24 protein-coding genes and 1 pseudogene are annotated in these 21,148 nt (G+C 67.2%); 15 read left to right on the top strand and 10 right to left on the bottom strand.

Annotation, left to right across the window (positions count from 1 at the left end; genetic code table 11):
- Window positions 1-6: 6 nt before the first annotated feature.
- Window positions 7-1,239: an acyl-CoA dehydrogenase family protein gene (locus tag NVV99_RS21680; protein WP_024102477.1), complete on the bottom strand. Its 1,233-nt coding sequence runs from the start codon at window positions 1,237-1,239 to the stop codon at window positions 7-9.
- Between the two features lie 81 nt (window positions 1,240-1,320).
- On the opposite strand from NVV99_RS21680, the gene NVV99_RS21685 reads away from it, so the two are divergent.
- A complete protein-coding gene (locus NVV99_RS21685; RefSeq protein ID WP_024102478.1) occupies window positions 1,321-1,908 on the top strand; it encodes a TetR/AcrR family transcriptional regulator in 588 nt (195 codons plus the stop codon).
- A 91-nt stretch (window positions 1,909-1,999) separates the two neighbouring features.
- Here NVV99_RS21685 and NVV99_RS21690 read toward each other — a convergent pair whose 3' ends face one another.
- The 7 genes from NVV99_RS21690 to NVV99_RS21720 all read right to left on the bottom strand — a co-directional run bounded on the left by NVV99_RS21690 (window position 2,000) and on the right by NVV99_RS21720 (window position 10,472).
- A complete protein-coding gene (locus NVV99_RS21690) occupies window positions 2,000-4,129 on the bottom strand; it encodes a transglycosylase domain-containing protein (RefSeq protein ID WP_024102479.1) in 2,130 nt (709 codons plus the stop codon).
- 142 nt (window positions 4,130-4,271) lie between these two features.
- The gene (locus NVV99_RS21695; protein WP_006550829.1) at window positions 4,272-4,463 is read right to left on the bottom strand and encodes a hypothetical protein; all 192 of its coding nucleotides are present in this window, start codon (window positions 4,461-4,463) and stop codon (window positions 4,272-4,274) included.
- Window positions 4,460-5,281 (bottom strand): carbohydrate ABC transporter permease, encoded by an 822-nt coding sequence (locus tag NVV99_RS21700; RefSeq protein WP_033098494.1) that lies wholly within the window; start codon window positions 5,279-5,281, stop codon window positions 4,460-4,462. The genes NVV99_RS21695 and NVV99_RS21700 overlap by 4 nt, the downstream gene beginning before the upstream one ends.
- Window positions 5,282-5,364: 83 nt before the next feature.
- Entirely contained in the window at window positions 5,365-6,438 is a 1,074-nt protein-coding gene (locus NVV99_RS21705) for a carbohydrate ABC transporter permease (protein WP_019290533.1), read from the bottom strand.
- 17 nt (window positions 6,439-6,455) lie between these two features.
- Window positions 6,456-7,739: an ABC transporter substrate-binding protein gene (locus tag NVV99_RS21710; protein ID WP_006550832.1), complete on the bottom strand. Its 1,284-nt coding sequence runs from the start codon at window positions 7,737-7,739 to the stop codon at window positions 6,456-6,458.
- A 157-nt stretch (window positions 7,740-7,896) separates the two neighbouring features.
- Complete coding sequence (locus tag NVV99_RS21715; RefSeq protein WP_006550833.1) at window positions 7,897-8,970, bottom strand: ABC transporter ATP-binding protein; 1,074 nt, start codon at window positions 8,968-8,970, stop codon at window positions 7,897-7,899.
- Window positions 8,971-9,017: 47 nt separating this feature from the next.
- Entirely contained in the window at window positions 9,018-10,472 is a 1,455-nt protein-coding gene (locus tag NVV99_RS21720; protein ID WP_024102480.1) for a sodium:alanine symporter family protein, read from the bottom strand.
- A gap of 97 nt (window positions 10,473-10,569) precedes the next feature.
- Between NVV99_RS21720 and NVV99_RS21725 the strand changes: the two genes are divergently transcribed.
- The 12 genes from NVV99_RS21725 to NVV99_RS21780 all read left to right on the top strand — a co-directional run bounded on the left by NVV99_RS21725 (window position 10,570) and on the right by NVV99_RS21780 (window position 17,676).
- Complete coding sequence (locus NVV99_RS21725) at window positions 10,570-11,379, top strand: DUF2786 domain-containing protein (RefSeq protein WP_037217436.1); 810 nt, start codon at window positions 10,570-10,572, stop codon at window positions 11,377-11,379.
- Complete coding sequence (locus NVV99_RS21730; protein ID WP_019290529.1) at window positions 11,376-11,903, top strand: TIGR04338 family metallohydrolase; 528 nt, start codon at window positions 11,376-11,378, stop codon at window positions 11,901-11,903. Before NVV99_RS21725 ends, NVV99_RS21730 begins: the two co-directional genes overlap by 4 nt.
- Before the next feature lie 297 nt (window positions 11,904-12,200).
- Window positions 12,201-12,941 (top strand): hypothetical protein, encoded by a 741-nt coding sequence (locus tag NVV99_RS21735; RefSeq protein WP_024102482.1) that lies wholly within the window; start codon window positions 12,201-12,203, stop codon window positions 12,939-12,941.
- Between the two features lie 5 nt (window positions 12,942-12,946).
- Window positions 12,947-14,209: an SRPBCC family protein gene (locus tag NVV99_RS21740; protein ID WP_024102483.1), complete on the top strand. Its 1,263-nt coding sequence runs from the start codon at window positions 12,947-12,949 to the stop codon at window positions 14,207-14,209.
- A complete protein-coding gene (gene gvpJ, locus NVV99_RS21745) occupies window positions 14,206-14,616 on the top strand; it encodes a gas vesicle protein GvpJ (protein ID WP_024102484.1) in 411 nt (136 codons plus the stop codon). The genes NVV99_RS21740 and gvpJ (NVV99_RS21745) overlap by 4 nt, the downstream gene beginning before the upstream one ends.
- Window positions 14,616-15,428 (top strand): GvpL/GvpF family gas vesicle protein, encoded by an 813-nt coding sequence (locus NVV99_RS21750; RefSeq protein WP_024102485.1) that lies wholly within the window; start codon window positions 14,616-14,618, stop codon window positions 15,426-15,428. The genes gvpJ (NVV99_RS21745) and NVV99_RS21750 overlap by 1 nt, the downstream gene beginning before the upstream one ends.
- Window positions 15,429-15,430: 2 nt before the next feature.
- Window positions 15,431-15,685 (top strand): gas vesicle protein GvpG, encoded by a 255-nt coding sequence (locus tag NVV99_RS21755; protein ID WP_019290525.1) that lies wholly within the window; start codon window positions 15,431-15,433, stop codon window positions 15,683-15,685.
- 4 nt (window positions 15,686-15,689) lie between these two features.
- Complete coding sequence (gvpO, locus tag NVV99_RS21760; RefSeq protein ID WP_019290524.1) at window positions 15,690-15,986, top strand: gas vesicle protein GvpO; 297 nt, start codon at window positions 15,690-15,692, stop codon at window positions 15,984-15,986.
- Window positions 15,983-16,381, top strand: coding sequence for a gas vesicle protein GvpJ (gene gvpJ, locus NVV99_RS21765; protein WP_024102486.1), 399 nt, complete (start codon window positions 15,983-15,985; stop codon window positions 16,379-16,381). The genes gvpO and gvpJ (NVV99_RS21765) overlap by 4 nt, the downstream gene beginning before the upstream one ends.
- Window positions 16,374-17,162, top strand: coding sequence for a GvpL/GvpF family gas vesicle protein (locus tag NVV99_RS21770; RefSeq protein ID WP_006550844.1), 789 nt, complete (start codon window positions 16,374-16,376; stop codon window positions 17,160-17,162). The genes gvpJ (NVV99_RS21765) and NVV99_RS21770 overlap by 8 nt, the downstream gene beginning before the upstream one ends.
- The gene (locus tag NVV99_RS21775) at window positions 17,159-17,386 is read left to right on the top strand and encodes a gas vesicle protein (protein ID WP_024102487.1); all 228 of its coding nucleotides are present in this window, start codon (window positions 17,159-17,161) and stop codon (window positions 17,384-17,386) included. The genes NVV99_RS21770 and NVV99_RS21775 overlap by 4 nt, the downstream gene beginning before the upstream one ends.
- Window positions 17,383-17,676: a gas vesicle protein K gene (locus NVV99_RS21780; RefSeq protein WP_016693994.1), complete on the top strand. Its 294-nt coding sequence runs from the start codon at window positions 17,383-17,385 to the stop codon at window positions 17,674-17,676. Before NVV99_RS21775 ends, NVV99_RS21780 begins: the two co-directional genes overlap by 4 nt.
- A gap of 10 nt (window positions 17,677-17,686) precedes the next feature.
- Here NVV99_RS21780 and NVV99_RS21785 read toward each other — a convergent pair whose 3' ends face one another.
- Together NVV99_RS21785 and NVV99_RS21790 are read right to left on the bottom strand one after the other, a co-directional pair.
- Entirely contained in the window at window positions 17,687-18,823 is a 1,137-nt protein-coding gene (locus tag NVV99_RS21785; protein WP_024102488.1) for an acyl-CoA dehydrogenase family protein, read from the bottom strand.
- A 10-nt stretch (window positions 18,824-18,833) separates the two neighbouring features.
- A complete protein-coding gene (locus NVV99_RS21790) occupies window positions 18,834-20,003 on the bottom strand; it encodes an acyl-CoA dehydrogenase family protein (protein WP_019290521.1) in 1,170 nt (389 codons plus the stop codon).
- 102 nt (window positions 20,004-20,105) lie between these two features.
- On the opposite strand from NVV99_RS21790, the gene NVV99_RS21795 reads away from it, so the two are divergent.
- Together NVV99_RS21795 and NVV99_RS21800 are read left to right on the top strand one after the other, a co-directional pair.
- Window positions 20,106-20,732 carry a TetR/AcrR family transcriptional regulator gene (locus NVV99_RS21795; protein ID WP_006550849.1) on the top strand — a complete coding sequence of 209 codons (627 nt, stop codon included), beginning with the start codon at window positions 20,106-20,108 and terminating at the stop codon, window positions 20,730-20,732.
- Between the two features lie 48 nt (window positions 20,733-20,780).
- Window positions 20,781-21,148, top strand: a pseudogene (locus tag NVV99_RS21800) (transposase); the annotation flags it as partial.

Here is a 21,148-nt window from a genome sequence, read left to right on the forward strand (position 1 = left end):
TCCCTCTCACGCGTACTTGCCGAGTTCGAACCGGGCGACGAGCCCCTGGTGCACCTCGTCGGGTCCGTCGGCGAGACGCAGTGCTCGCGCCGCCGTCCACGCACCGGCGAGGGGGAAGTCGTCGGAAAGCCCGCCACCACCGTGGATCTGGATGGCGAAGTCGACGATCTGCTGGGTGACGCGCGGTGCGACGACCTTGATCTCCGAGACCGCCGAGCGCGCTCCGGCGAGTCCCTGCGTGTCGAGCAGCCAGGCCGCGTGCAGGACGAGCAGCCGCAGTTGGTTGATCGCGATACGGGCGTCGGCGATGCGTTCGCGGTTGCCACCGAGGTTGATGATCGGCTTGCCGAAGGCGGTGCGCTCGAGGCCGCGGCGACACGCGAGTTCGAGGGTGTGCTCGGCCAACCCGACGAGGCGCATGCAGTGGTGGATGCGGCCGGGACCGAGCCGGCCCTGGGCGATCTCGAATCCTCGTCCGGGACCGGCGATGACGGCATCGAGCGGCAGTCGCACGTCGGTGAACGACACCTCGCCGTGGCCGCCGGGCTCGTCGAAGAAGCCCATCGTCGGGAGCATGCGTTCGACCTTCACGCCGGGGGTGTCGAAGGGCACGAGGACCATCGAATGTCGCTGGTACTTGTGGGCTTCCGGATCGGTCAGGCCCATGAAGATGAGCACCTTGCAGTCGGGATGGCCGACGCCGGTGCTCCACCACTTACGGCCGTTGAGCACGATCTCGTCGCCCTCGACCACGGCGGTCGCGGCCATGTTCGTCGCGTCCGACGACGCGACCTCGGGTTCGGTCATGCAGAAGACCGAACGGATCTCACCGTCGAGGAGCGGGCGCAGCCACTGTTCCTTCTGCGCCTCGCTGCCGTAGTGGTAGAGGACCTCCATGTTGCCGGTGTCGGGGGCGTCGCAGTTGAACACCGCGGAGGCGAACTGCGAGCGGCCCATCTCCTCGGCGAGCGGGGCGTACTCGATGTTCGACAGTCCGGCACCGAGTTCGGCGTCGGGCAGGAAGAGGTTCCACAGGCCCTCGGCGCGGGCCTTGCGCTGCAGCTCGCGGAATTCGGGGGAGACGGCCCACCTCTCGGCGGCGTCGATGTCGCGTCGTCCCTCGCCCGGGGTGCGTCGCTCGGCCCGCAGTCGCTGTTCGACGGGCGTGACCTCGGCGACGATGAACGCTCGGAGGCGTTCGAGATAGTCGCGACTGCGCTCGGACTGTGCGAAATCCATCGGGTGCCTTCCGTCGAGTTCGACCGGGAATCTGCCCGGTCGGGCGGTCGTAACTGAGCGATGCTCAGTTAGGCTATCGGTGTGAGCACCCCGCGACAAGAGGCGTCCAAAGGACGGCGTCGCCTGCCACCCGAGGAACGTCGACGGCAACTCGTGGCGATCGGGCTGCAGGAGCTGTCGACGCGCCCGATCCACGCCCTGTCGATCGATCGCGTCGCCGAGATCGCCGGCATCTCCCGCGGCCTGCTGTTCCGCTACTTCCCCACGAAGCAGGACTTCTACGTCGCCGTCGTCGGCGCCGCATCACGCCGGTTGCTCCGCGCGGCGGATCCCGATCCGGACGAGCAGGATCCCCTCCGGGCGGTGCTGCACCCGTTCGTGTCGTTCATCGACCGCCACGGCGACAACTACCAGACGTTCTTCCACAGCGGCGTCGGCTCCGACCCTCAGATCCGCGACATCCACGACTCGATGCGCGACACCATGGTCGAGCGGGTCGTTGCGGCGCTGGGCTGCGATGACACCCCCGTCACCCGCATGCGGCTGCGGGCGTGGTGGGCGTTCGTGGAGTCGCTGGCCATCGACCGGTTCCGCGAAGGCACACCGAGCGTCGACGAGGTCGTCGACTGTTCGGCCGCGCTGCTGCCGACGGTGCTGGCCGGGCCGTAGACCCGAACCGCCTCGACGACGAAGGGGAGGTTGTGTGCGTTCCCGGACGGGAACACGCACACGACCTCCCCTCGATGGGTGGAGTGCGGATCTACAAGCCGGGGATCTGGATCGTCACGCCGGGGAACACCTCGATCTGCGAAGGCACGGGGACAGGCAGATCGACCGGGGGCGCGGGAATCGTGATCGGCGGCAGGTTCGACAGGTCGGGCAGCTGGAAGGTCGGCGCCGGGGGAGCGGTGGTGGCCTCGATGCCGGCGTCCTTCGGGACACCCGCCTGACCACCGATCGACGCCGGCCACGGGAAGCTCTCGACTGGCGTGCCTTCGAGGGCGCCGTCCATCGTTCTCTTCCAGATGTCCGACGGCAGTCCGGAACCGTAGATCGACCCGCCCCAGCTGTTGGTGATCGCCCCGGCGTCGGGGGTGCCCATCCACACGGCCGTCGACAGCGACGGCGTGTACCCGACCATCCAGGCGTCCTTGTTCAACCCGGTGTCGCCGAGCTGCGTGGTGCCGGTCTTCGACGCCGACGGCCGGCCACCGGCGAGCGCGTGCCCGCGCGAGTATGCGGCGATCGGCATCATGGCCTGGGTTGCGTTGTCGGCGACCGCGGCGTCGAAGCGCTGCTCGCCGGGTGACGGCGGACGATCGAGGAGCACGACACCGTCGGCCGTGACGACCTTCTGCACGAAGTACGGCTCGTGGAAGACACCGGACGCGGCGATCGTCGCGTAGGCGGAAGCCATGTCGATGACCCGTGCCTGGTACTGGCCGAGGACGATGCCGCCCTCCGGCGGACCGCCGTTCTCGCTCAGTGTCTGCCCCTCGACCCCGGGGATCGTCAGCGGGATCCCCGCCGCATGCGCGGCGTCGGCGATCTTCTGCGGGCCGTTCGACATGGACATCATGAGCCGGTAGAAGCTCGTGTTCAGCGACCGCTTGAGCGCCTCGGCGATCGTGCAACGTCCGCACGACTCACCCTCGACGTTGCCGATGCGGATATTGCCCACCGTGAGCGGGGAGCTGTCGAAACGCGCGTTGAGGCCGATCCCGTCGTCGAGCGCGGCGAGCAGGCCGAACACCTTGAACGCCGAACCCGTCTGGACGGGGGCCTGTGCGAAGTCGAAACCGGCACCGTCCTCACCGCCGTAGTAGGCGCGCACGGCACCGGAGCGGGGATCGATCGAGACCACGGCGGTGCGCAGTTCCCCGGGTTCGCCGGACAGCGTGGACCGAGCGGCGTCGATCGCCGCCTGCTGGGCCTTCAGGTCGATGGTGGTAGTGATGCGCAGACCTTCGGTGTTGAGGGCCTGTTCGCTGATCCCCGCCGCGGACAGCTCACGCAGCACCTGGGTACGGATGTGACCTTCCGGTCCGGTCGCCTCGGTGGCCAGCACGAGGGTGTCCGACGGCACCGTCGGGGGGAACACCTGGTCCGGCCGCTCGGCCGGGTCGAGGACCTTCATCTCGACCATGCCGTCGAGCACGTAGTTCCAGCGCTCCTCGATGGCAGGCAGGTTGTACTCGGGGTCGAGCGACGACGGTGTCTGGATCACCCCGGCCAGGACGGCGCCCTCGGAGACCGACAGTTCCTCGACAGGCTTGCCGAAGTACGCCTGGGACGCCGCGCCGATGCCGTAGGCGCCACGACCGAAGTAGATGGTGTTGAGGTACGCCTCGAGGATCTCGTCCTTCGACCACTGCCGCGCCATCTTGGTGGAGATGACGAGTTCGCGCATCTTGCGTTCGAGCGTGCGATCGGAGCCGACGAGCACGTTCTTGACGTACTGCTGCGTGATCGTGGAACCGCCGCCGGCGGTGTCCTTGCCCATGACGTTGTCGCGGGCTGCGCGTGCGAAACCGGTGATCGAGAAGCCCGGGTTGCTGTAGAAGTTGCGGTCCTCCGCCGACAGCACGGCGTTGCGGACGTGCTCGGGGATCTGCGCGATCCCGACCTCGACACGGTTGCCCTCCGGCGGGACCACCCGGGTGATCTCGGTGGCGTCGTCGGATGCGTAGACCCGCGCGAGCTGGTTCGTCTTCATGTCCGCCGGGGTCGGCACCTCCGCCGAGTAGTAGGCGGTGGCGAAGATCCCGAGCGGGACGAGCACGGCGAGAACGAACGCGACGAGTACGGCGTAGCGAACGATGCGTCCCCTGCGCTTCTTCGCTGCGGCCGCGGCGGCGCGCGAGGATGTCGACCTTGTCGGGCTCGTCACTCGTTCCACTTTCTCGGTACCGAAAATCCGGACGGGAGGGTCTCCCGCCCACCGTATGGTACGGAAACGACCACGAGACGCCTCCGGAACACCGGTACGGTGCTCCTTCTCACGTCACGGCGGGGCCATCGTCACGACAGGGTCAGCCCGATCGGCGCCACGCGCGGAACGCGAACCCCCACATCACGACGAATGCGAGCAGCACGAGGGACGGCACGATGCCGGGTTGCGGCGACGTCAGCTCGGCGACCGCGGAGATCACGGCCATCACCGTGAACACCGTGAGCAGGCCGAGCAGCATCTCGAGTCGGTTCCGGCGCGGAACCTTCCTCACGACTTGACGCCACCCGCGGTCAGACCCGAGATGATGCGTCGCTGGAAGAGCAGCACCATCACCACGAGCGGCACCATGACGAGCGTGCCGCCGGCCATGATCGACGCGTACGGGGTGACGTACGGGTCGGTGCCGGTGAACCGTGCCATCGCCACCGTCACCGGGGCCGTGCTCTCGCTCGACAGCTGCGACATCAGCAGGTACTCGTTGACGGTCGCGATGAAAGCGAGGATCGCCGTGGTGAACAGCGCAGGTGCCGCGAGCGGCAGCATGACCAGGCGGAACGCCTGCCCACGCGTCGCGCCGTCCATGCGGGCGGCCTCCTCGAGCTCCCACGGCAGTTCGGAGAAGAACGAGGTGAGCGTGTAGACGGTCAGCGGCAGCACGAACGAGATGTTCGGGATGATCAGCGCCTGGTACTTGCCGATCCAGCCGATGTCGGTGAACAGCTGGAACAGCGGCGTCACGAGCGCGACGACCGGAAACATCGACGCGCCGAGGATGATGCCGGTGACGAAGTACTTACCGCGGAACTCGAACCGCGACAGGGCGTAGGCGGTGAACACGCCGAGCAGCAGCGCGACCGCCGTGGTGGCGCCGGCGATGATGACGCTGTTGAGCAGCGCCCGCGAGAAGTTGACCTTGGCGTCGGGGTCGAGCGCGTCGGCGAAGTTCTGCAGTGTCGGGTTCGACGGCCACAGGGTCGTGCTGAACGTCTCCGACGGGTCGCGCAGGGCCGTGACGATCATCCAGTAGCAGGGGGCCAGACCCCACACGACGATCAGCGCGACACCCAGATAGGTGCCGACGGTGCTCATCCTGCGCTTGAACGGCACCTTGCGGGTCTGCACCGGCGTGGGCTCCGGCTCCGGCCGGCTCCGAGGAATCTCGGTGGTGACGGTCATACGACCTCCCCCTTACGCTGCTTCTCCTGCGTACTCACCGCGTTGGCGCCGAGGAACCGCACCAGCACGAAGGCGACGGCGAAGATGAGCAGGAAGGTGATCGTCGACAGGGCGGACGCGGAGTTCGAACCCTGACGCATCTGGTCGACGACGAGCACCGAGATCGTGGACGTCGCCGGATTGGACCCCATCATGATCGCGGGCAGGTCGTACATGCGCAGCGCGTCCATGGTGCGGAACAGGATCGCCACCATGAGGGCGGGCTTGACCAGCGGCAGCGTGATCATCTTGAACCGCTGCCAGGCGTTCGCGCCGTCGACCTTCGCGGCCTCGTAGACGTCCTGCGGGATCATCTGCAGGCCGGCGAGGATGAGCAGCGCCATGAACGGTGCCGTCTTCCACACGTCGGCGACGATGATCGCGAAGCGCGCGGGCCACGGATCGGCGGTCCACAGGTAGTCGGTGCCGAGCAGTTTGTTGGCGGCACCGTCGTTGGCGAAGATGAAGAACCACAGCTTGGCGGTGACGGCGGTGGGGATCGCCCACGGCACCAGCACCGAGGCGCGCAGCAGGCCGCGACCCCGGAACGACTTGGCCATCACGATCGCCATCGCGAAACCGATCACCGTCTCGAGCGAGACCGTGACGACGGTGAAGAAGAAGGTGTTGAAGATCGACTGCCAGAACTGGGAGCCGAGGGTGCCCGGAGGGCACGGGATCGAACCGGTGGCGGTGTTGCAGGTCTGGGTGATCCAGCGCGTGTAGTTCTCGATCCCCACGAAACCCCCGGTGACGAATCGGCCCGTCTCGGGGTCGAGTCGCTTCGAGTCACCGTGCAGCGACATCCACACCGCTCGTCCGAGCGGGTACAGGATGATCACGGCCAGGACGAGCATCGACGGGGCGACGAACATCCACACCGGGATCTTGCGCCGCTTCTTCACCGCCGTGACGGGAGGTGCGGGCACGCGGTGACGTCCGCCGACACGTCCGCGGTCGGGACCGGGGACGGTCCCGACCGCGGGGGCGTGTGGCGGATCCGCGGGAGTGTCGACCTGCGGGTCAGCCATGTACTGCTCCTAGAGCATCAGTTGCCGGCGGTCTCGATGCCGGCCCGGGTGTCGTCCAGCGCCTGCTGGACGGTCTTCTCGCCACGGATCGCAGCGTAGGCGTTGTCGGCGATCGCCTTCGACACGGCCGAGTAGTACGGCGACGCCGGACGCGGCTTGGCGGCCTCGAGGGCCTCCTTCAGCGTCGAGAAGTAGGGGTACTGCTCGAGGATCGAGGCGTCGTCGTAGACCTCGGCGAGAACCGGGGCGCCGCCCGCTTCCGCGTAGTACATCTGCGCCTGGCGGGTCTGCATGAACTCGAGGAAGTCGCGCGCGGTGGCGGGAGCATCCGAGAACGCGCTGATGCCGACGTTGTAACCGCCGAGCGTCGAGACGCCGGGGCCGTCGACGCCGGGCAGGACGGCGATGCCGTAGTTGCCGGCGACCGATGAGGTCTCACCGTCGGTGTAGAAACCGGGCCACGTGCGCAGGAACAGTGCCTCGCCGTTGCCGAAGGCGGTCTGCGACTCGCCCTCGGTGTAGGTCTGCGCGGCGGCCGGGATGATGCCGTCCTCGAAGTTGTCGACGATGAACTGCAGGCCCTCGGCCGTCTTGTCGTCGACGGCCGGGGTCAGGCCGTCCTCGGCGACGAAGGAGCCACCGAAGGCGTTGACGATCTCGGTGACGTTGACCGTCAGGCCCTCGTAGTTCTTGAACTGACCGATGTAGCAGGCGATACCCGCCTCCTCGGCCTTCGGGCACTCGGCCTTCAGGTCGTCCCAGGTCGCGGGGGCCTCGTCGACGAGGTCGGTGCGGTAGTAGAGGAACGCGCCGTTGGTGTTCTTCGGGGCGGCGTACAGGGTGCCGTTGTAGGTACCCGACTCGACGGTCGCGGGCAGCAGGCCCTCGGTGTCGATCGCCAGGTCGTCCTCGAGGGGGAGCAGCCAGCCGTTCGCGGCGAACTCCGCCGTGTTGGTGACGTCCACGGCGATGAGGTCGTATTCGTCGCTGCGGGCCTGCATCCGCTGGGCGATGTCGTCGTACTGGTCGTTGGCCTCCTTGGCCAGCGGCTTGAACGTCACCTGCTCGTCGGGATGCTCGGCGTTCCAGTCGGCGATGATGCTCTCGAGCGCCGCGTTCAGGGGATCCTGCCCCTCGACGATCGTGATCGGGCCGCGGCCCTCACCGGAAGCAGCGGTATCCTCGCCGCCGGTCGAGGTGTCGTCGCCACCGTTGTCCGACGAGCAGCCCGCGAGAACGAGCGCGGTCGCGGCCGTAGCGGCGATCGCAGCCCTCCGCATCGCCTTCGTATTCAGAACCATCAACAACTCCCCATTTCGAGGTCGTAGAACACACGTCGGTGACCCAGCTGCACCGACACCGGCCACTACTGTGGCACGCAGCACCGGTAAAAGTCGGCATTCCGCCCATCCTGAATCGGTCGAGTGTCGACTCCGCAGACCGATCCCGGAGCGGTGATCAGCCGATCCGCTTCCCGTCGGACGTTCCGAAGACGTGCACGTGCTCGGGGTCGAAGCGCAGGTACAGCCGGTCGCCCTTCTGCGGAGGGTTGCGCCAGTCGCTGCGGGCGACGATCTGCTGGCCGATCCCGCCGACGTCGGCCCGGCCGTAGACGTAGGCCTCCGAGCCGAGCTCCTCGACCACGTCGACATCCATGGCCAGACCCTCGTTCGAGATCTCGAGGTGTTCGGGCCGGATCCCGAGCACGACCTCCTTCTCGGTGACCTGGCCGACCACGTCGCGCGGCACCGGTACGTGGGTGTCGCCGATCATCGCGCCGCGGTCGAAGACCGGGAGGCGGAACAGGTTCATCGCGGGCGAGCCCATGAACCCGGCGACGAAGACGTTCGCGGGCTTGTTGTAGAGCACGCGCGGCGACGCGCACTGCTGCAGGATGCCCTTCTCGAGCACAGCGACGCGGTCGCCCATCGTCATGGCCTCGACCTGGTCGTGGGTGACGTAGACGGTGGTGGTGCCGAGGCGGCGCTGCAGCTGTGCGATCTGCGTGCGGGTCTGCACGCGGAGTTTGGCGTCGAGGTTCGACAGCGGCTCGTCCATGAGGAAGACCTGCGGCTGGCGGACGATGGCGCGCCCCATCGCGACGCGCTGACGCTGACCGCCGGACAGCGCCTTGGGCTTGCGGTCGAGGAACTGCTCGAGGTCGAGCATCTTCGCGACCTCGACGACCCGTTCGCGGATCTCGTTCTTGGGTGTCTTGGCCAGTTTCAGCGCGAAGCCCATGTTCTCCGCGACCGACATGTGCGGGTAGAGGGCGTAGTTCTGGAACACCATCGCGATGTCGCGTTCCTTCGGATCCTGCCCGGTGACGTCCTGGTCGCCGATGAGGATGCGTCCGCTGTGCACCTCCTCGAGACCTGCGAGCATGCGCAGCGAGGTCGACTTGCCGCAGCCCGACGGTCCGACCAGGACGAGGAACTCGCCGTCCTCGATCTCGAGGTCGAGCGCGTCGACCGCAGGCGTACTCGAGCCGGGGAACAGGCACGTGGCCTTGTCGAAGGTCACCGACGCCATCTCGAAGATCCTTTCCGAAGCGGTACACGCTCGTGCGGTAGGGGAATCTACCGTGCGTCGCTCGATCGGCTCTCGACCGGCGTGACGTCGTCGTCGTTCCACACCTGGATTCCGCGGACGCCCGGGACGTCACCGGCGCGGAAGACGGGGTCGCGACCCTGCTTGCGTTGCGCGCTGTAGTGATGGAACAACGCGTAGGCGATACCCGACAGCGGGATCAGGGCGATGAGGTTGACGGTGGCCATGATTCCCATGGCGAGGTCGGCCAGCGCCCACACCAGCGGCAGCGAGCCGATGGCCCCGAGGAAGACGCACAGCACGACCGCCGAGCGCAGGTAGGGCAGAATGCGGCGCGATCCGGTGAGGAACTCCATGTTGGATTCGCTGTAGTAGTAGTTGCCGATCACCGAGGTGAACGCGAGGAAGAAGATCAGCACGGCGAGGAAGTGCACCGTCCAGTCACCGAGTTGCAGCGCGAGCGCGTTCTGCGTCAGAGCGGCGCCCTCGAGACCGCTGCCGAATTCGGGTTCCGACAGCAGGATGATGAAAGCCGTGATCGAGCAGACCAGCAGGGTGTCGAAGTAGACGCCGAGGCTCTGGACCAGGCCCTGCTTGACCGGGTGGGAAACCGCGGCGGCGGCGCCGGCGTTGGGCGCCGAGCCCATGCCGGCCTCGTTCGAGAAGAGACCTCGGCGGATGCCGTTCATGAAGGCAGCGCCGAAGCCACCACCGATGACCTCCTCGAGACCGAAGGCGTTCTCGACGATGAGACGGAACATGGTCGGAACCTCGCCGATGTTGAGGACCACGACGATGATGCCGATGACCAGGTAGACGAACGCCAGGACCGGCACGACGATCTGGGAGACGCCGGAGATGCGGCGGATTCCGCCGAAGATCACCGCGCCGACGATGAGGGCGACGGCCAGCCCCACGATCACCTGGAGTGCCATGGTCTTCTCGCCGACGGAACTCGAGACGGCGTCGACGATCGAGTTGGTCTGCACCGCGTTGAACACGAATCCGTAGGTGATCGTGATGATGACCGCGAAGATCATGCCCATCCAGCGTTTCCGCAGCCCGTACTGCATGTAGTAGGCGGGGCCACCGCGGAAGCTGCCGTCCTCGTCGCGCACCTTGTACAGCTGGGCGAGCGTGGACTCGAGGAAAGCGGTCGCTGCACCGACCAGGGCCATCGCCCACATCCAGAACACCGCGCCGGGACCACCGAGGCTGATCGCGATCGCGACACCGGCGACGTTGCCCGTTCCCACGCGGGAGGCCGCCGAGACGGAGAAGGCCCGGAAGGCGGACAGGCCGGGTTCTCCGTTGGGTTGTCTCTCGGGTTTCTCCACGATGGAACGCAGCATGTCGGGCAGGAGCCGGATCTGGATGAACCGGGACCGGATCGTGTAGTACAGGCCCGAACCGATGAGCAGTGCGATCACCGCATACCAGAACGTGTCGTTGATATCGGTGACGAAATCGACCGCAGTGTCCATCTGCACGATCTTGGTGGGTCGCGGGTGGTTTCGCAGGAACTTCGTGCGTGTTCCCGGTCTCGTGGGCGGAGTCGGTGCCAAGCTCTACGCTCGCTGGGTGAGTTCGGACAAGATGTTGAGTCGTATCGGCGGGTTGCTCCGTCAGGCGGAGTCCACCGACAACCCTCACGAGGCCGACGCCTTCCTCGCCGCGGCGCAGCGGCTCGCGACGTCCTCCTCGATCGATCTGGCGGTCGCGCGCAGTCACACGGCGGCGAAGGAACGCCGCGCGACTCCCGTGCAGCGACTGATCACCATCGGCGAGACGGGCAAGAAGGGACTGCGCACCTACGCCCAGTTGTTCATCGCGATCGCCGGGGCCAACGACGTGCAGTGCGACATCACCGCGAACTCCACCGTCATCTACGCCTACGGCTTCGCCGACGACATCGACGTGTGCGAGGCGCTGTACTCCTCCCTGCTCGTGCAGATGGTGCGGGCGTCCGACGCATATCTGCGCGAGGGCACCTACCGGAACGAGACCACGGTGCGCACCGTCGTCGAGGAACGCGGTGGCCGCCGTGTGCGCACACGCGTGCGCAAGCCCGTTGCCGCGGTGACGGCCCGGCTGAACTTCCAGTCGGCGTTTGCCGCCCGCATCGGCGCCCGGCTGGCCGAGGCGAAGCAGGAGATCGAACGCGAGGTGGAAACATCTTCGCCCGGTACGGCGTTGGTGTTGCGTGGGAAGAGTCTGGAACTGCAGGACTTCTACCGCAGTACGTCGCAGGCACGGGGCAGTTGGCGGGGAAACCGGGCCCCGTCGGCGCGCTCGGCCGATGCCCGGCGCGCGGGCGACCGCGCCGGACGCGCGGCCCGGCTGGGAACGGCACCCGAACTGCCGTCGGCTCCGAGGAGGCTGGAACGGTGACCAAGGTGCGCGACACCCGCAGAACCGCTGTGTACGAAGCGGAGTCCATCGTACGGAAGATGCTCGACCGCGCCGACGAGCGCGGTCTGCGGACCGTCGAGGTAGCCGGTTCCCACGTCACGCTCCCGGTGGAGAGACGGTTCGCCTCCATCGCCTCGGTCCAGGACTACATCGACGCCGTGCTCGCCCTCGACTGGGTACGCACCCGGTGGGAGCGCGCCGCCGTGCCGGTGCGCGTGCGGGCCCGTGCGGGCAACGCGGCCGCACACTACGAACGCGACTGCGCGACGATCGCTCTTCCCGAGCACCGGGTGAACACCGCGTGGGCGTTCCGCGAGATGGTGGTGTTGCACGAACTCGCGCACCATCTCGATCCGCAGGATCCCGACGACGCCACCGAGGGGGCCCACGGGCCGGCCTTCGTCGACCGCTTCCTCGCACTCGTCGGCGAAATCATCGGTCCGGAAGCAGCATTCGCTTTGCAGGCGACAGGGATCGCCACCCCGGTGCATCCGCGGCGATAGCCTCCGGTTTCCGGAATCCTTACCGGCTCGAGAACCTTTCTTTGGCATGCCCGCGGACGGCCGGTCGAGATCTGTAGCAAGCCTCGTATCCTGCTGCACAACATACTGATTGGTACTTTTCGAGCCCGTCGTTCACTCCGGAATCCGCATGCCGACGAAGCACGCGAATCAAGGCCTCGAGTGACGTACTGTGGTTTGCATCACACAAAGACGCGCATCGGCTGCGTACCGTACCGAGACCTCCCCGGCCCCTTCCGAGCACGCCATACGACGCGCGGCATACGAAGGAGAGCGGTGATGAAACCCGGAGCACGAGTCGCCCTCGGTGTGGGCATCGGATATTTCCTCGGCCGTACCAAGAAGATGCGGGTGGCCATGATGCTCGCCGGTGCCGGAATGACCGGCAAACTGCCCAGCAATCCGCAGGAACTCCTGCAGCGCAGCGCCTCGATGCTCGGCTCGTCTCCCGAGATCAACAAGATCACCGAATCCGTTCGCGGAGAACTCATGCATGCGGCTCGTGCCGCTGCCGTGACCGCGGCCAGCAACCGGATCGACGCCCTCAACGAACGTCTGCAGTCCCGTGCGAGCGGTGGCGGGCGATCGGAGGAACCCGAGGACGCCGAATACGAGGACGAATACGACGAATCACGCGACGAGGAGGAAAGTCGCGGCAGCAGGCGTCGCGGCAGCCGGAATCGGGACGAGGAGCCGGATTACGACGAGACGGACGAAGAGGGTGCCGACGAAGAGGATTCGGGCGAGGAGGATTCGGGCGAGGAGGATTCGGGCGAGGAGGATTCGGGCGAGGAGGATTCGGGCGACGAAGAGGAGCCGGAACCCGAGCGTCCCGCACCGCGGCGCCGTGCAGCCCGCGCCACATCCCGTCCGCGGACGTCCCGCAGCAAGAAGACGGCCGACAGCGAAGATCCGGACGACTCGGAGGAGGCACCTCCGAAGCCGCGCAAGCGCGCAGCGCGTAGCACTGCGTCGTCCTCCTCCTCCGGTCGTGCGCCCGTACGTCGAACGAAGCGGTGAGAGCGATGGCCAGGTTGAGCGATGTATCGGGCGGAGTCGCCGACGCGGTGGGCAAGGCCGGGAAGACCGCGACCGATACCGCCGGTAAGGCGGGCCGCACCGCCTCGGACACGGCGGGGAAGGCCACGGGCGGACTGACCGGCGGTCTGCAGCAGTCGTTGCAGGGCCTCGCAGGAACCGTCGCGCAGAATGCGTTGTCGAGCCTGTCGGACAGGGTCACCGGCACGGCGGGACGATTACAGGATTACTCCGAGGGCAAAGGCGGAAATCTGGCCAGTGCGCTCACCGGCGTCGACAAGCTCGCTCAGGGCGAGTCGCCGCTGAAGGCGGCGGCGAGCTCGGGGTTCGAGAATCTGAAGAACACGGCGAAGGACAAGTTCGAGGACGTCAAGGAGGCCGTCACCGGCGGGGGCAAGGGGGGCGGCGGCGGCAACAAGAAGATCAAGCTCACCAACATCGTCGAGAGCATCGACGTGGGGGTGCCGGTCGATCTGGCCTACGACCTGTGGACGCAATTCGCCGACTGGCCGAAGTTCATGAAGAAGGTCGAACAGGTCGAGCAGGTCCAGGACGAGAAACTCCATTGGACGGGCAAGGTTTTCTGGTCGCGTCGGAACTGGGAGTCCACGATCCTCGAACAGGTGCCGTTCGAACGGATCGTGTGGCGTTCCAAGGGAGGAAAAGGTTACATCGACGGCGCGGTGACCTTCCATGAACTCACGCCGGATCTCACCCGGATACTCCTGGTGCTCGAGTACCACCCCCGGGGCCTGTTCGAGCGCACCGCGAATCTGTGGCGGGCGGTGGGTCGCCGGTCACGCCTGGAACTGAAGCACTTCCGGCGCCACGTCATGACCGAAGCCGTGTTGCATCCCGACGACGTCGTCGGCTGGCACGGCGAGATCCGCGACAGCGAGGTCGTCAAGGACGACGAGACCGCGCGCCGGGAGGAAGAGGAGCAGGAGGACACCGGCGAGAACGGCGAGGAGTGGGAGACCGACGCCTCCGGTGACGAAGACGAGATCCGCGACGAGGACGAGGATTTCGAGGAGAGTGAGCCGTCCGAGGACGAAGGCGACGAGGAGTCGGCCGAGGACGAGGAGGATCTCGAGGACGAGTATCCCGAGGAGGACGAGTCCTCCGACGAAGAACCCGACGACGAAGAGGAAGAGCCCGAACCGCCTCGGAAACGTGCGCCCGCCAAGCGGACCCGGGCGACGAAGAGCACCGGTACGCGCTCGTCCCGCTCGAGAGGATCCCGGTCATGACCATCCAACCTGCAGGGGGCGGCGGTGGAGGCGGCGGGGGCGGTATGGCCCGTCCCAACTCGTCCGGCCTCGCCGACGTCATCGACACCATCCTCGACAAAGGCCTCGTCATCGACGCGTTCGTGCGTGTCTCGCTCGTCGGTATCGAACTGCTCACCATCGACGCCCGCGTCGTCGTGGCCAGTGTCGACACCTATCTGCGTTTCGCGGAAGCGGTGAACCGGCTCGAGATCTCCGACAACGAGCCGAAGGGCCTTCCGGATCTCGTCGGCGACATCACCTCCGGCGGTTCCAAACACAAGACGAAAGGCGCGCTCGAGGCTGCGGGGGAGAAAGTCAGCGAGTTCCTCGGGGACGTCCAGGAGCAGCGGCAGCCCGCTCGACGATCACGCAGGGGTGAGGACTGATGTCCACCGAACAGACCGAACGACCCGAGCAGGGCGACAGCGACGAAACCGCCACGACCACTGCGGTCTACGTCTACGGCATCGTCCCGTCGGATGTGGAACCGGAGGAGCATGCGGAAGGGGTGGGCAATCCGCCGGCCGAGGTGTCGGTGGTCAAGTCCGGTCGCATCGCTGCACTGGTGAGCGAGATCCCGACCGATCGCGCTCTCGGCACACCGGACGATCTCCAGGCGCACGCCGCGTTGCTCGACGGGACCGTGACGGTCGCCCCCGTGCTCCCGCTGAGATTCGGTGCCGTCCTCACCGACCGGGACGCGGTGGCCGCGGAATTGCTCGAGGGGAACGAGGACGAACTCGCCTCGGCCCTCGACCAACTCGACGGTCTCGCACAGTTCGTCGTGAAGGGACGGTACGACGAGAGGGCGATCCTGCAGGAGATCCTCGAGGAGAACTCCGAGGCGGCGCAGTTGCGGGAGCAGATCCGTGGGCAGTCCGAGGACGCGACCCGCGAGGCGCGAATGGCGCTCGGGGAAATCATCAACGCGGCGATCGAGGCCAAACGGAACGAGGACACGCGCCGCACGGTCGAGGCCCTGTCGTCGCTCGACCCGATGGTCAACGAGCGGCAACCCACGCACGAGCAGGATGCCGTGCACATCGCCGTCCTCGTCGAACTCGAGCGGCAGGACGAACTCGAACGGGCCCTGCAGGAACTGGGTCGGGAATGGGAGGACCGGGTCGAGATCTCGTTGCTCGGCCCGATGGCGGCCTACGACTTCGTGGCGAAATCCGACCCCGGCGAAGGAGGTTGACGATGGGTCTGCTGACCTCCCTGCTCACGCTGCCCCTCGCTCCCGTCAGGGGAGTGATGTGGCTCGGAGAGATCATCCAGGAGCAGGTCGAACAGCAACTGCACGATCCCGCCAACGTGCGGCGCGAACTCGAGCAGATCGAGGAAGCGGCGGAGGCGGGTGAGCTGACCCCCGAGGAGAAGGACGAGGCGCAGCAGGCCGTGCTGAACCGCATGATCTCCCGGGGCGGCTCCGGCCCCGCCGGGGGAAAGGAGTGATCCCGTGGCGCAGGACACCGGCCCGCCCGCGATCTCGGCGGCCGAGGCCGCATCGGCGGCCCTCACACATCTGAAGGAACTGACCTCGAAGGAAGCTCAGGGGGTCACCTCCGTCGAACCCACCGAGGACGGATGGGTCGTCGAGGTGGAGGTCGTGGAAGACCGGCGGATTCCGTCGTCGGCCGACATGCTCGCGCTCTACGAGGTGGAGGTCGATCTGGACGGTGATCTGCTCGCGTACCGGCGGACCCGGCGTTACGGACGCGGCAGCAGCGACATCGGCGCAAGGACCGGGTCATGACGGTGGTCGGTGGGGGAGGCGGCATGTCGTCGCCGCAGCCCTACGGGGGTGGAGGACGGTCGACCAATCTCGGCGACATCCTCGAACGTGTCCTGGACAAGGGGTTGGTCATCGCCGGCGACATCCAGGTGAATCTGCTCGACATCGAACTGCTCACGATCAAGCTCCGCCTCGTCATCGCATCGCTCGAGACGGCCAAGGCCGTCGGGATCGACTGGTGGGAGAGCGATCCGTGGTTGACGAGCAAGGCTCGCTCACCCGAGGTCGATTCGAGCCGGGTGGAACTCGAATTGGAGAACCGGCAGCTTCGCGAACGGTTGGCCGCACTCGAGGCCCGAGCGGAGGAACTGGAGCCGGAACCGGCGGAGATCGTGGACGAGGAGAACCGTGACTGACACGACCGGGACCTGGATGTACGCCGTGACCGACGGGACGCTCGTCGGCCACGAGACCGAGGGCGCCTCCGGCGTCGCCGGCGAGCAGGTCCGCACGGTGCAGGAGGGCGGACTGACCGCCGTCGTCGGAACGGTGCCCCTGGACGATTTCGGCGAGGCCGCACTGGCTCGCAATCTCGAGGACCTGGACTGGCTGGAAAGAGTGGCCCGCGCCCATGATTCGGTCGTCGCCGGATTGGCACGGCACGTCTCCGTGGTACCCCTTCGACTCGCGACCGTCTGCCTCGACGACGAACGGGTCCGGGCCCTGCTCACCGAGCACCGGGAGCAGTTCGCGTCTGCGCTCGCCCTCGTGACCGGTCGTACCGAATGGGGGGTCAAGGCGTTCGCCGATCGCAAGGCGCTGACCGCGGCCGCCGCGGAAGCGCATGCGGAGGGTGCGGGTTCCGGCAGGGGCACGGCCTATCTGCTGCGTCGCCGCGCGCAACTGGCGGCGCAGGAGAGCATCGAACGCGATGCGGCCGAACGCGCCGCCGATATCCACGATCGGTTGCTGCGTGTGTCGGCCGCGGGTCGCCGGAGCGCGCCGACCGATCCGGCACTGAGCGGCAGCCAGGAGTGGATGCTGCTCAACGGGACATATCTCGTCGACGACGACAGGGCGGACGAATTCTATTCCGAGGTGGAGGAACTCGGGTCCCTGAATCCGGGGATCAGGCTCGAGACGAGCGGCCCGTGGCCGCCCTACTCGTTCGCTGGAGCAGAACGGATCTCGCCGTGAGATACGCCGACGGATCGGTGGACGAGGAACGGCGGATCGCTCTGATCGATCTGCTGGATCGGGTGCTGTCGGGCGGCGTGGTCATCACCGGCGACATCACGCTGTCGATCGCGGAGATCGATCTGGTGCGGATCTCGTTACGCGCGTTGATCTCGTCGATCAGTACCCTGTCGCTGCCCGGGGTCGACGTCCCCGTTCCCCGTGAGGCCCGGGAGGGTTCGTGAGCGAGCCGGTGAACTTCCCGTCGCGTATCGACGCCGATCCCGAATCCGTGGAGCGGGGCCTGGTGACGCTGGTGCTCACGCTCGTCGAACTGCTCCGGCAGCTGATGGAGCGTCAGGCCCTGCACCGCATGGATGCAGGGGATCTCAGCGACGAGCAGATCGAACGGCTCGGCACGACACTGATGCTGCTCGAGCAGCGCATGGGCGAACTGCGCGACCATTTCGGGCTCACCCCCGAGGATCTCAACATCGATCTCGGTCCGCTGGGGACACTGCTGCCCCGGGAGTGAGCCCGATCGGTCACATTCCGGCGATCTCCACGAGCTCGTAGTCCTTCACACCGCCGGCGAGCACCCGCAGGTGATCGTCCATGGTGCCGAGGGTGTGCTCGATCGCGGTCAGGCGGCTCAGGTAGTGGCCGATGGAGTGCTCGGCCGTGACACCGATGCCGCCGTGCATCTGCACGGACTCCTGGCCGATCTTCCGAGCGGACCGGCCGACCTGCAGCTTGGCGCGCGAGGCGATGGTCGGGTCGACGATGCCGTCGGCGAGGGCCATGGTCGCGTACAGGCTCATGCTCGACGCCAGCTCGTACAGCACGTACATGTCGGCCGCACGGTGGGTGAGCGCCTGGAACATCGACAGCGGCACACCGAACTGCTTGCGCTGCTTGAGGTAGCTCGTGGTCAGCTGCACCGAGGAGTCGAGGGCACCGACCGCCTCGGCGCACAGTGCCGCCTGCGCGTGCACCTGCGCCGCGGTGATGGCGGCGGACGCGTCGGCCGCCTCACCGAGCGGGGTCGCCGCAACATCGTCGAGCACGAGTTGCGCACCGCGACGCTCGTCGTGGGTGCGGTACGGCGTGCGGACCAGACCGTCCGCCGATGCGTCGACGACGAACAGTCCGACGCCACCCTCCGGGAGCTTCGCGGAGACGATGAAGGTGTCGGCGCAATCACCGTGCAGCACAGGATTCTTGCGACCGGAGACGGTCCAGGAGTCGCCGTCGCGCGCCGCGGTGGTGGCCACCTCGGTGTGCGGCCAGCGGCTGCCCGGCTCGTCGTGCGCGAACGCGAGGAGCACGGTGCCCTCGGACAGTCGCGGCAGGATGTCGGAGCGCTGCGCGTCGGTGCCGACCTCGGCGACGAGCCGGCCGGGCAGGTAGACGCAGTCGAGCACGGGCTCGGGTGCGAGCGCGCGGCCGATCTCGGTCATGACGGCCATGACCTCCACCGGTCCGGCTCCCATGCCGCCGTGCTCCTCCGCGAAGGGCAGGCCGAGCACGCCGAGTTCGCCGAGTTGCTTCCATACGTCGCGGTTCCAGCCCAGGTCACCTTCGGCCACCCGGTTGCGCGACTCGACGTCGTACGCGCCGGAGAGCAGGTCGCGGACGGTCGCGCGGAGCATGTCCTGTTCGGTGTCGAGTTCGAAGTTCATGTCCGGGGCCTCACAGTCCGAGAATCGAGGAAGCGATGATCGAACGCTGAACCTCGTTCGACCCGCCGTAGATGGTGACCTTGCGGTTGTTGAGGTAGGTCGGCATCGTCAGCTGCGCCCAGTCGGGCGAGTCGATACCGGCCTCGCCGGCGGGCAGCGAATCGGGGCCGGCGATGTCGACGAGCAGTTCGGTCGCGGCCTGCTGCAACTCGGAGCCGCGCATCTTGAGCAGCGACGATGCCGGGTTGGGCTTGCCGTCGGCCGAGCCGGCGACGACGCGTAGCTGGGTGAGCTCGAGAGCGAGCAGCTCGTTCTCGAGTTCGGCGAGGCGTGCCGCGAAGATCGGGTCGTCGAGCAGCGAGCCGCTGCCGTAGCGGGTCTCGGCCGCGAGGGACTTCGCCCGCGCGAGCTTGACCTTGGTGGCGCCGACCCGGGCGATGCCGGTGCGCTCGTTGCCGAGCAGGAACTTCGCCTGCGTCCAGCCGGTGTTCTCCTCGCCGACGAGGTTCTCGGCGGGAACGCGCACGTCTTCGAAGAAGACCTCGTTGACCTCGTAGCCGCCGTCGATCAGTTTGATCGGACGGAGGGTGACGCCCGGGGTGTCCATCGGGAAGAGCAGCATCGAGATGCCGGCCTGCTTCTTCGCGTTCGGATCGGTGCGGACGAGGCAGAAGATCCAGTCGGCGTGCTGCGCGAGCGTCGTCCACGTCTTCTGACCGTTGACGATGTAGTCGTCACCGTCGCGGACGGCGCGGGTCTTGAGGGACGCGAGGTCGGAGCCGGCCTCGGGCTCGGAGAAGCCCTGGCACCACCAGATGTCGAGGTTGGCGGTGGCGGGGAGGAAGCGTTCCTTCATCTCCTGCGAGCCGAACTGTGCGATGACCGGCCCGATCATGGACGCGTTGAACGGCAGCGGGTCGGGCACCGACGCGAGCTGCAGCTCGCTGAGCCAGATGTTGCGCTGCATCGGCGTCCAGTCCTGACCGCCCCATTCGACGGGCCAGTTGGGAACGGCGAGGCCGCGCGAATGCAGGATGCGCTGGACGGCGACGTAGTCGTCCTTGCCCAGCGGAGTGCCTGAGGCGGTCTTCGCACGCACTTCGGCGGGGATCTCGGTGGTGAAGAAGGTGCGCAGTTCGTCGCGGAACGCACGCTCCTCCTCGGTGAGCTTCAGGTTCATGGAGGGACCTTCCAGGGATGCCGGCGCCGTAGCGCTTCTCGCGATTCCAAACTAACCTTACATTGTTAGCTCGTCCAGGCCGGGCCGGAAGGAGGACGATGGATGGCGCGCCCGCGCACGCCTCTGCTCAGCCGTGAGCTCATCCGCGACGTCACGCTACGACTCGTCGACGAGCACGGCCTCGACGCCGTCTCGATGCGTCGGATCGCCGCCGAACTGGGTGTTCGCGCCCCGTCGCTGTACAGCCACTACGCCACCAAGGAAGAACTGCTCGACGACATCGCCGACGCCATCGGTGAATCGGTCGACGTCAGCGGGTTCGCCGAGGACGACTGGCAGGAAGCGCTCCGACGCTGGGCTCGCACCTACCGCGACGCGCTCGCCGCGCACCCGAATATGGTGCCCTTCCTCGCCTCGAGTCCCGGCACCCGGCCCGTCTCCCTCCAGGCGTCCGACGCCATCCACGGCGGCCTCACCCGCGCCGGCTGGCCGCCCCGCTTCGCGACGATGATCGGAGCCTCGATCAAGTACATTGTCATCGGTTCCGCGATCACCTCGTTCGCGGGCGGATTCGACGATCACATCGACACCTACAACGAGCGGTATCCGCATCTGTCGCAGGCGCATCGGCTTCGCGAGTACGCCGCCGAGATCGATGCCGAGAGCTTCGACCTCGTTCTCGAGTCCTTCCTGCGGGAACTCGGGCGACGATACGAGATGTTTCCTTAGAGAGTGTCTCTTATGGTCTAGATCGTTTGTGCGGCATAATGCACCGTCGTGGTCGATGCGTTGTCTTCCCGGCTGGTACCAGATGCGTTGTGGGAGATCGTCGAACCGTTGTTGCCCGGCTTCCGGGCGCGGCCGCAGGGCGGCGGCCGGGCGGCACTCGATGATCGGGCGGTGTTCACCGCTATCGTCTACGTGCTCACCAGCGGCTGTGCCTGGCGGCACCTGCCACCGTCATTCGGAGTCAGTGTTCCGACCGCGCATAGACGGTTCACGACCTGGGCCAAGGCTGGGGTGTTCGACGAGCTGCACCGCCGGGTCCTCGACCAACTCGGTGCCGGCGGGGACCTGGACTGGTCCGCCGCGATCCTCGACGCCGCGCACGTGCGGGCGAAAAAGGGGGATCTTTGACCGGTCCC

Source organism: Rhodococcus sp. PAE-6, from assembly GCF_025290685.1.
In the GTDB taxonomy this organism is placed as follows: domain Bacteria; phylum Actinomycetota; class Actinomycetes; order Mycobacteriales; family Mycobacteriaceae; genus Rhodococcus; species Rhodococcus pyridinivorans.

Excerpts from the sequence above, each read along its gene's own strand:
- NVV99_RS21790 (WP_019290521.1), bottom strand. The coding sequence starts at position 20,003 with ATGAACCTGAAGCTCACCGAGGAGGAGCGTGCGTTCCGCGACGAACTG.
- NVV99_RS21785 (WP_024102488.1), bottom strand. The coding sequence starts at position 18,823 with ATGAACTTCGAACTCGACACCGAACAGGACATGCTCCGCGCGACCGTC.
- NVV99_RS21700 (WP_033098494.1), bottom strand. The coding sequence starts at position 5,281 with ATGAGCACCGTCGGCACCTATCTGGGTGTCGCGCTGATCGTCGTGTGG.
- NVV99_RS21755 (WP_019290525.1), top strand. The coding sequence starts at position 15,431 with ATGGGTCTGCTGACCTCCCTGCTCACGCTGCCCCTCGCTCCCGTCAGG.
- NVV99_RS21735 (WP_024102482.1), top strand. The coding sequence starts at position 12,201 with ATGAAACCCGGAGCACGAGTCGCCCTCGGTGTGGGCATCGGATATTTC.
- NVV99_RS21750 (WP_024102485.1), top strand. The coding sequence starts at position 14,616 with ATGTCCACCGAACAGACCGAACGACCCGAGCAGGGCGACAGCGACGAA.
- NVV99_RS21710 (WP_006550832.1), bottom strand. The coding sequence starts at position 7,739 with ATGGTTCTGAATACGAAGGCGATGCGGAGGGCTGCGATCGCCGCTACG.
- NVV99_RS21715 (WP_006550833.1), bottom strand. The coding sequence starts at position 8,970 with ATGGCGTCGGTGACCTTCGACAAGGCCACGTGCCTGTTCCCCGGCTCG.
- gvpJ (WP_024102484.1), top strand. The coding sequence starts at position 14,206 with ATGACCATCCAACCTGCAGGGGGCGGCGGTGGAGGCGGCGGGGGCGGT.
- NVV99_RS21705 (WP_019290533.1), bottom strand. The coding sequence starts at position 6,438 with ATGGCTGACCCGCAGGTCGACACTCCCGCGGATCCGCCACACGCCCCC.
- NVV99_RS21720 (WP_024102480.1), bottom strand. The coding sequence starts at position 10,472 with ATGGACACTGCGGTCGATTTCGTCACCGATATCAACGACACGTTCTGG.
- NVV99_RS21795 (WP_006550849.1), top strand. The coding sequence starts at position 20,106 with ATGGCGCGCCCGCGCACGCCTCTGCTCAGCCGTGAGCTCATCCGCGAC.
- NVV99_RS21680 (WP_024102477.1), bottom strand. The coding sequence starts at position 1,239 with ATGGATTTCGCACAGTCCGAGCGCAGTCGCGACTATCTCGAACGCCTC.
- NVV99_RS21740 (WP_024102483.1), top strand. The coding sequence starts at position 12,947 with ATGGCCAGGTTGAGCGATGTATCGGGCGGAGTCGCCGACGCGGTGGGC.
- gvpJ (WP_024102486.1), top strand. The coding sequence starts at position 15,983 with ATGACGGTGGTCGGTGGGGGAGGCGGCATGTCGTCGCCGCAGCCCTAC.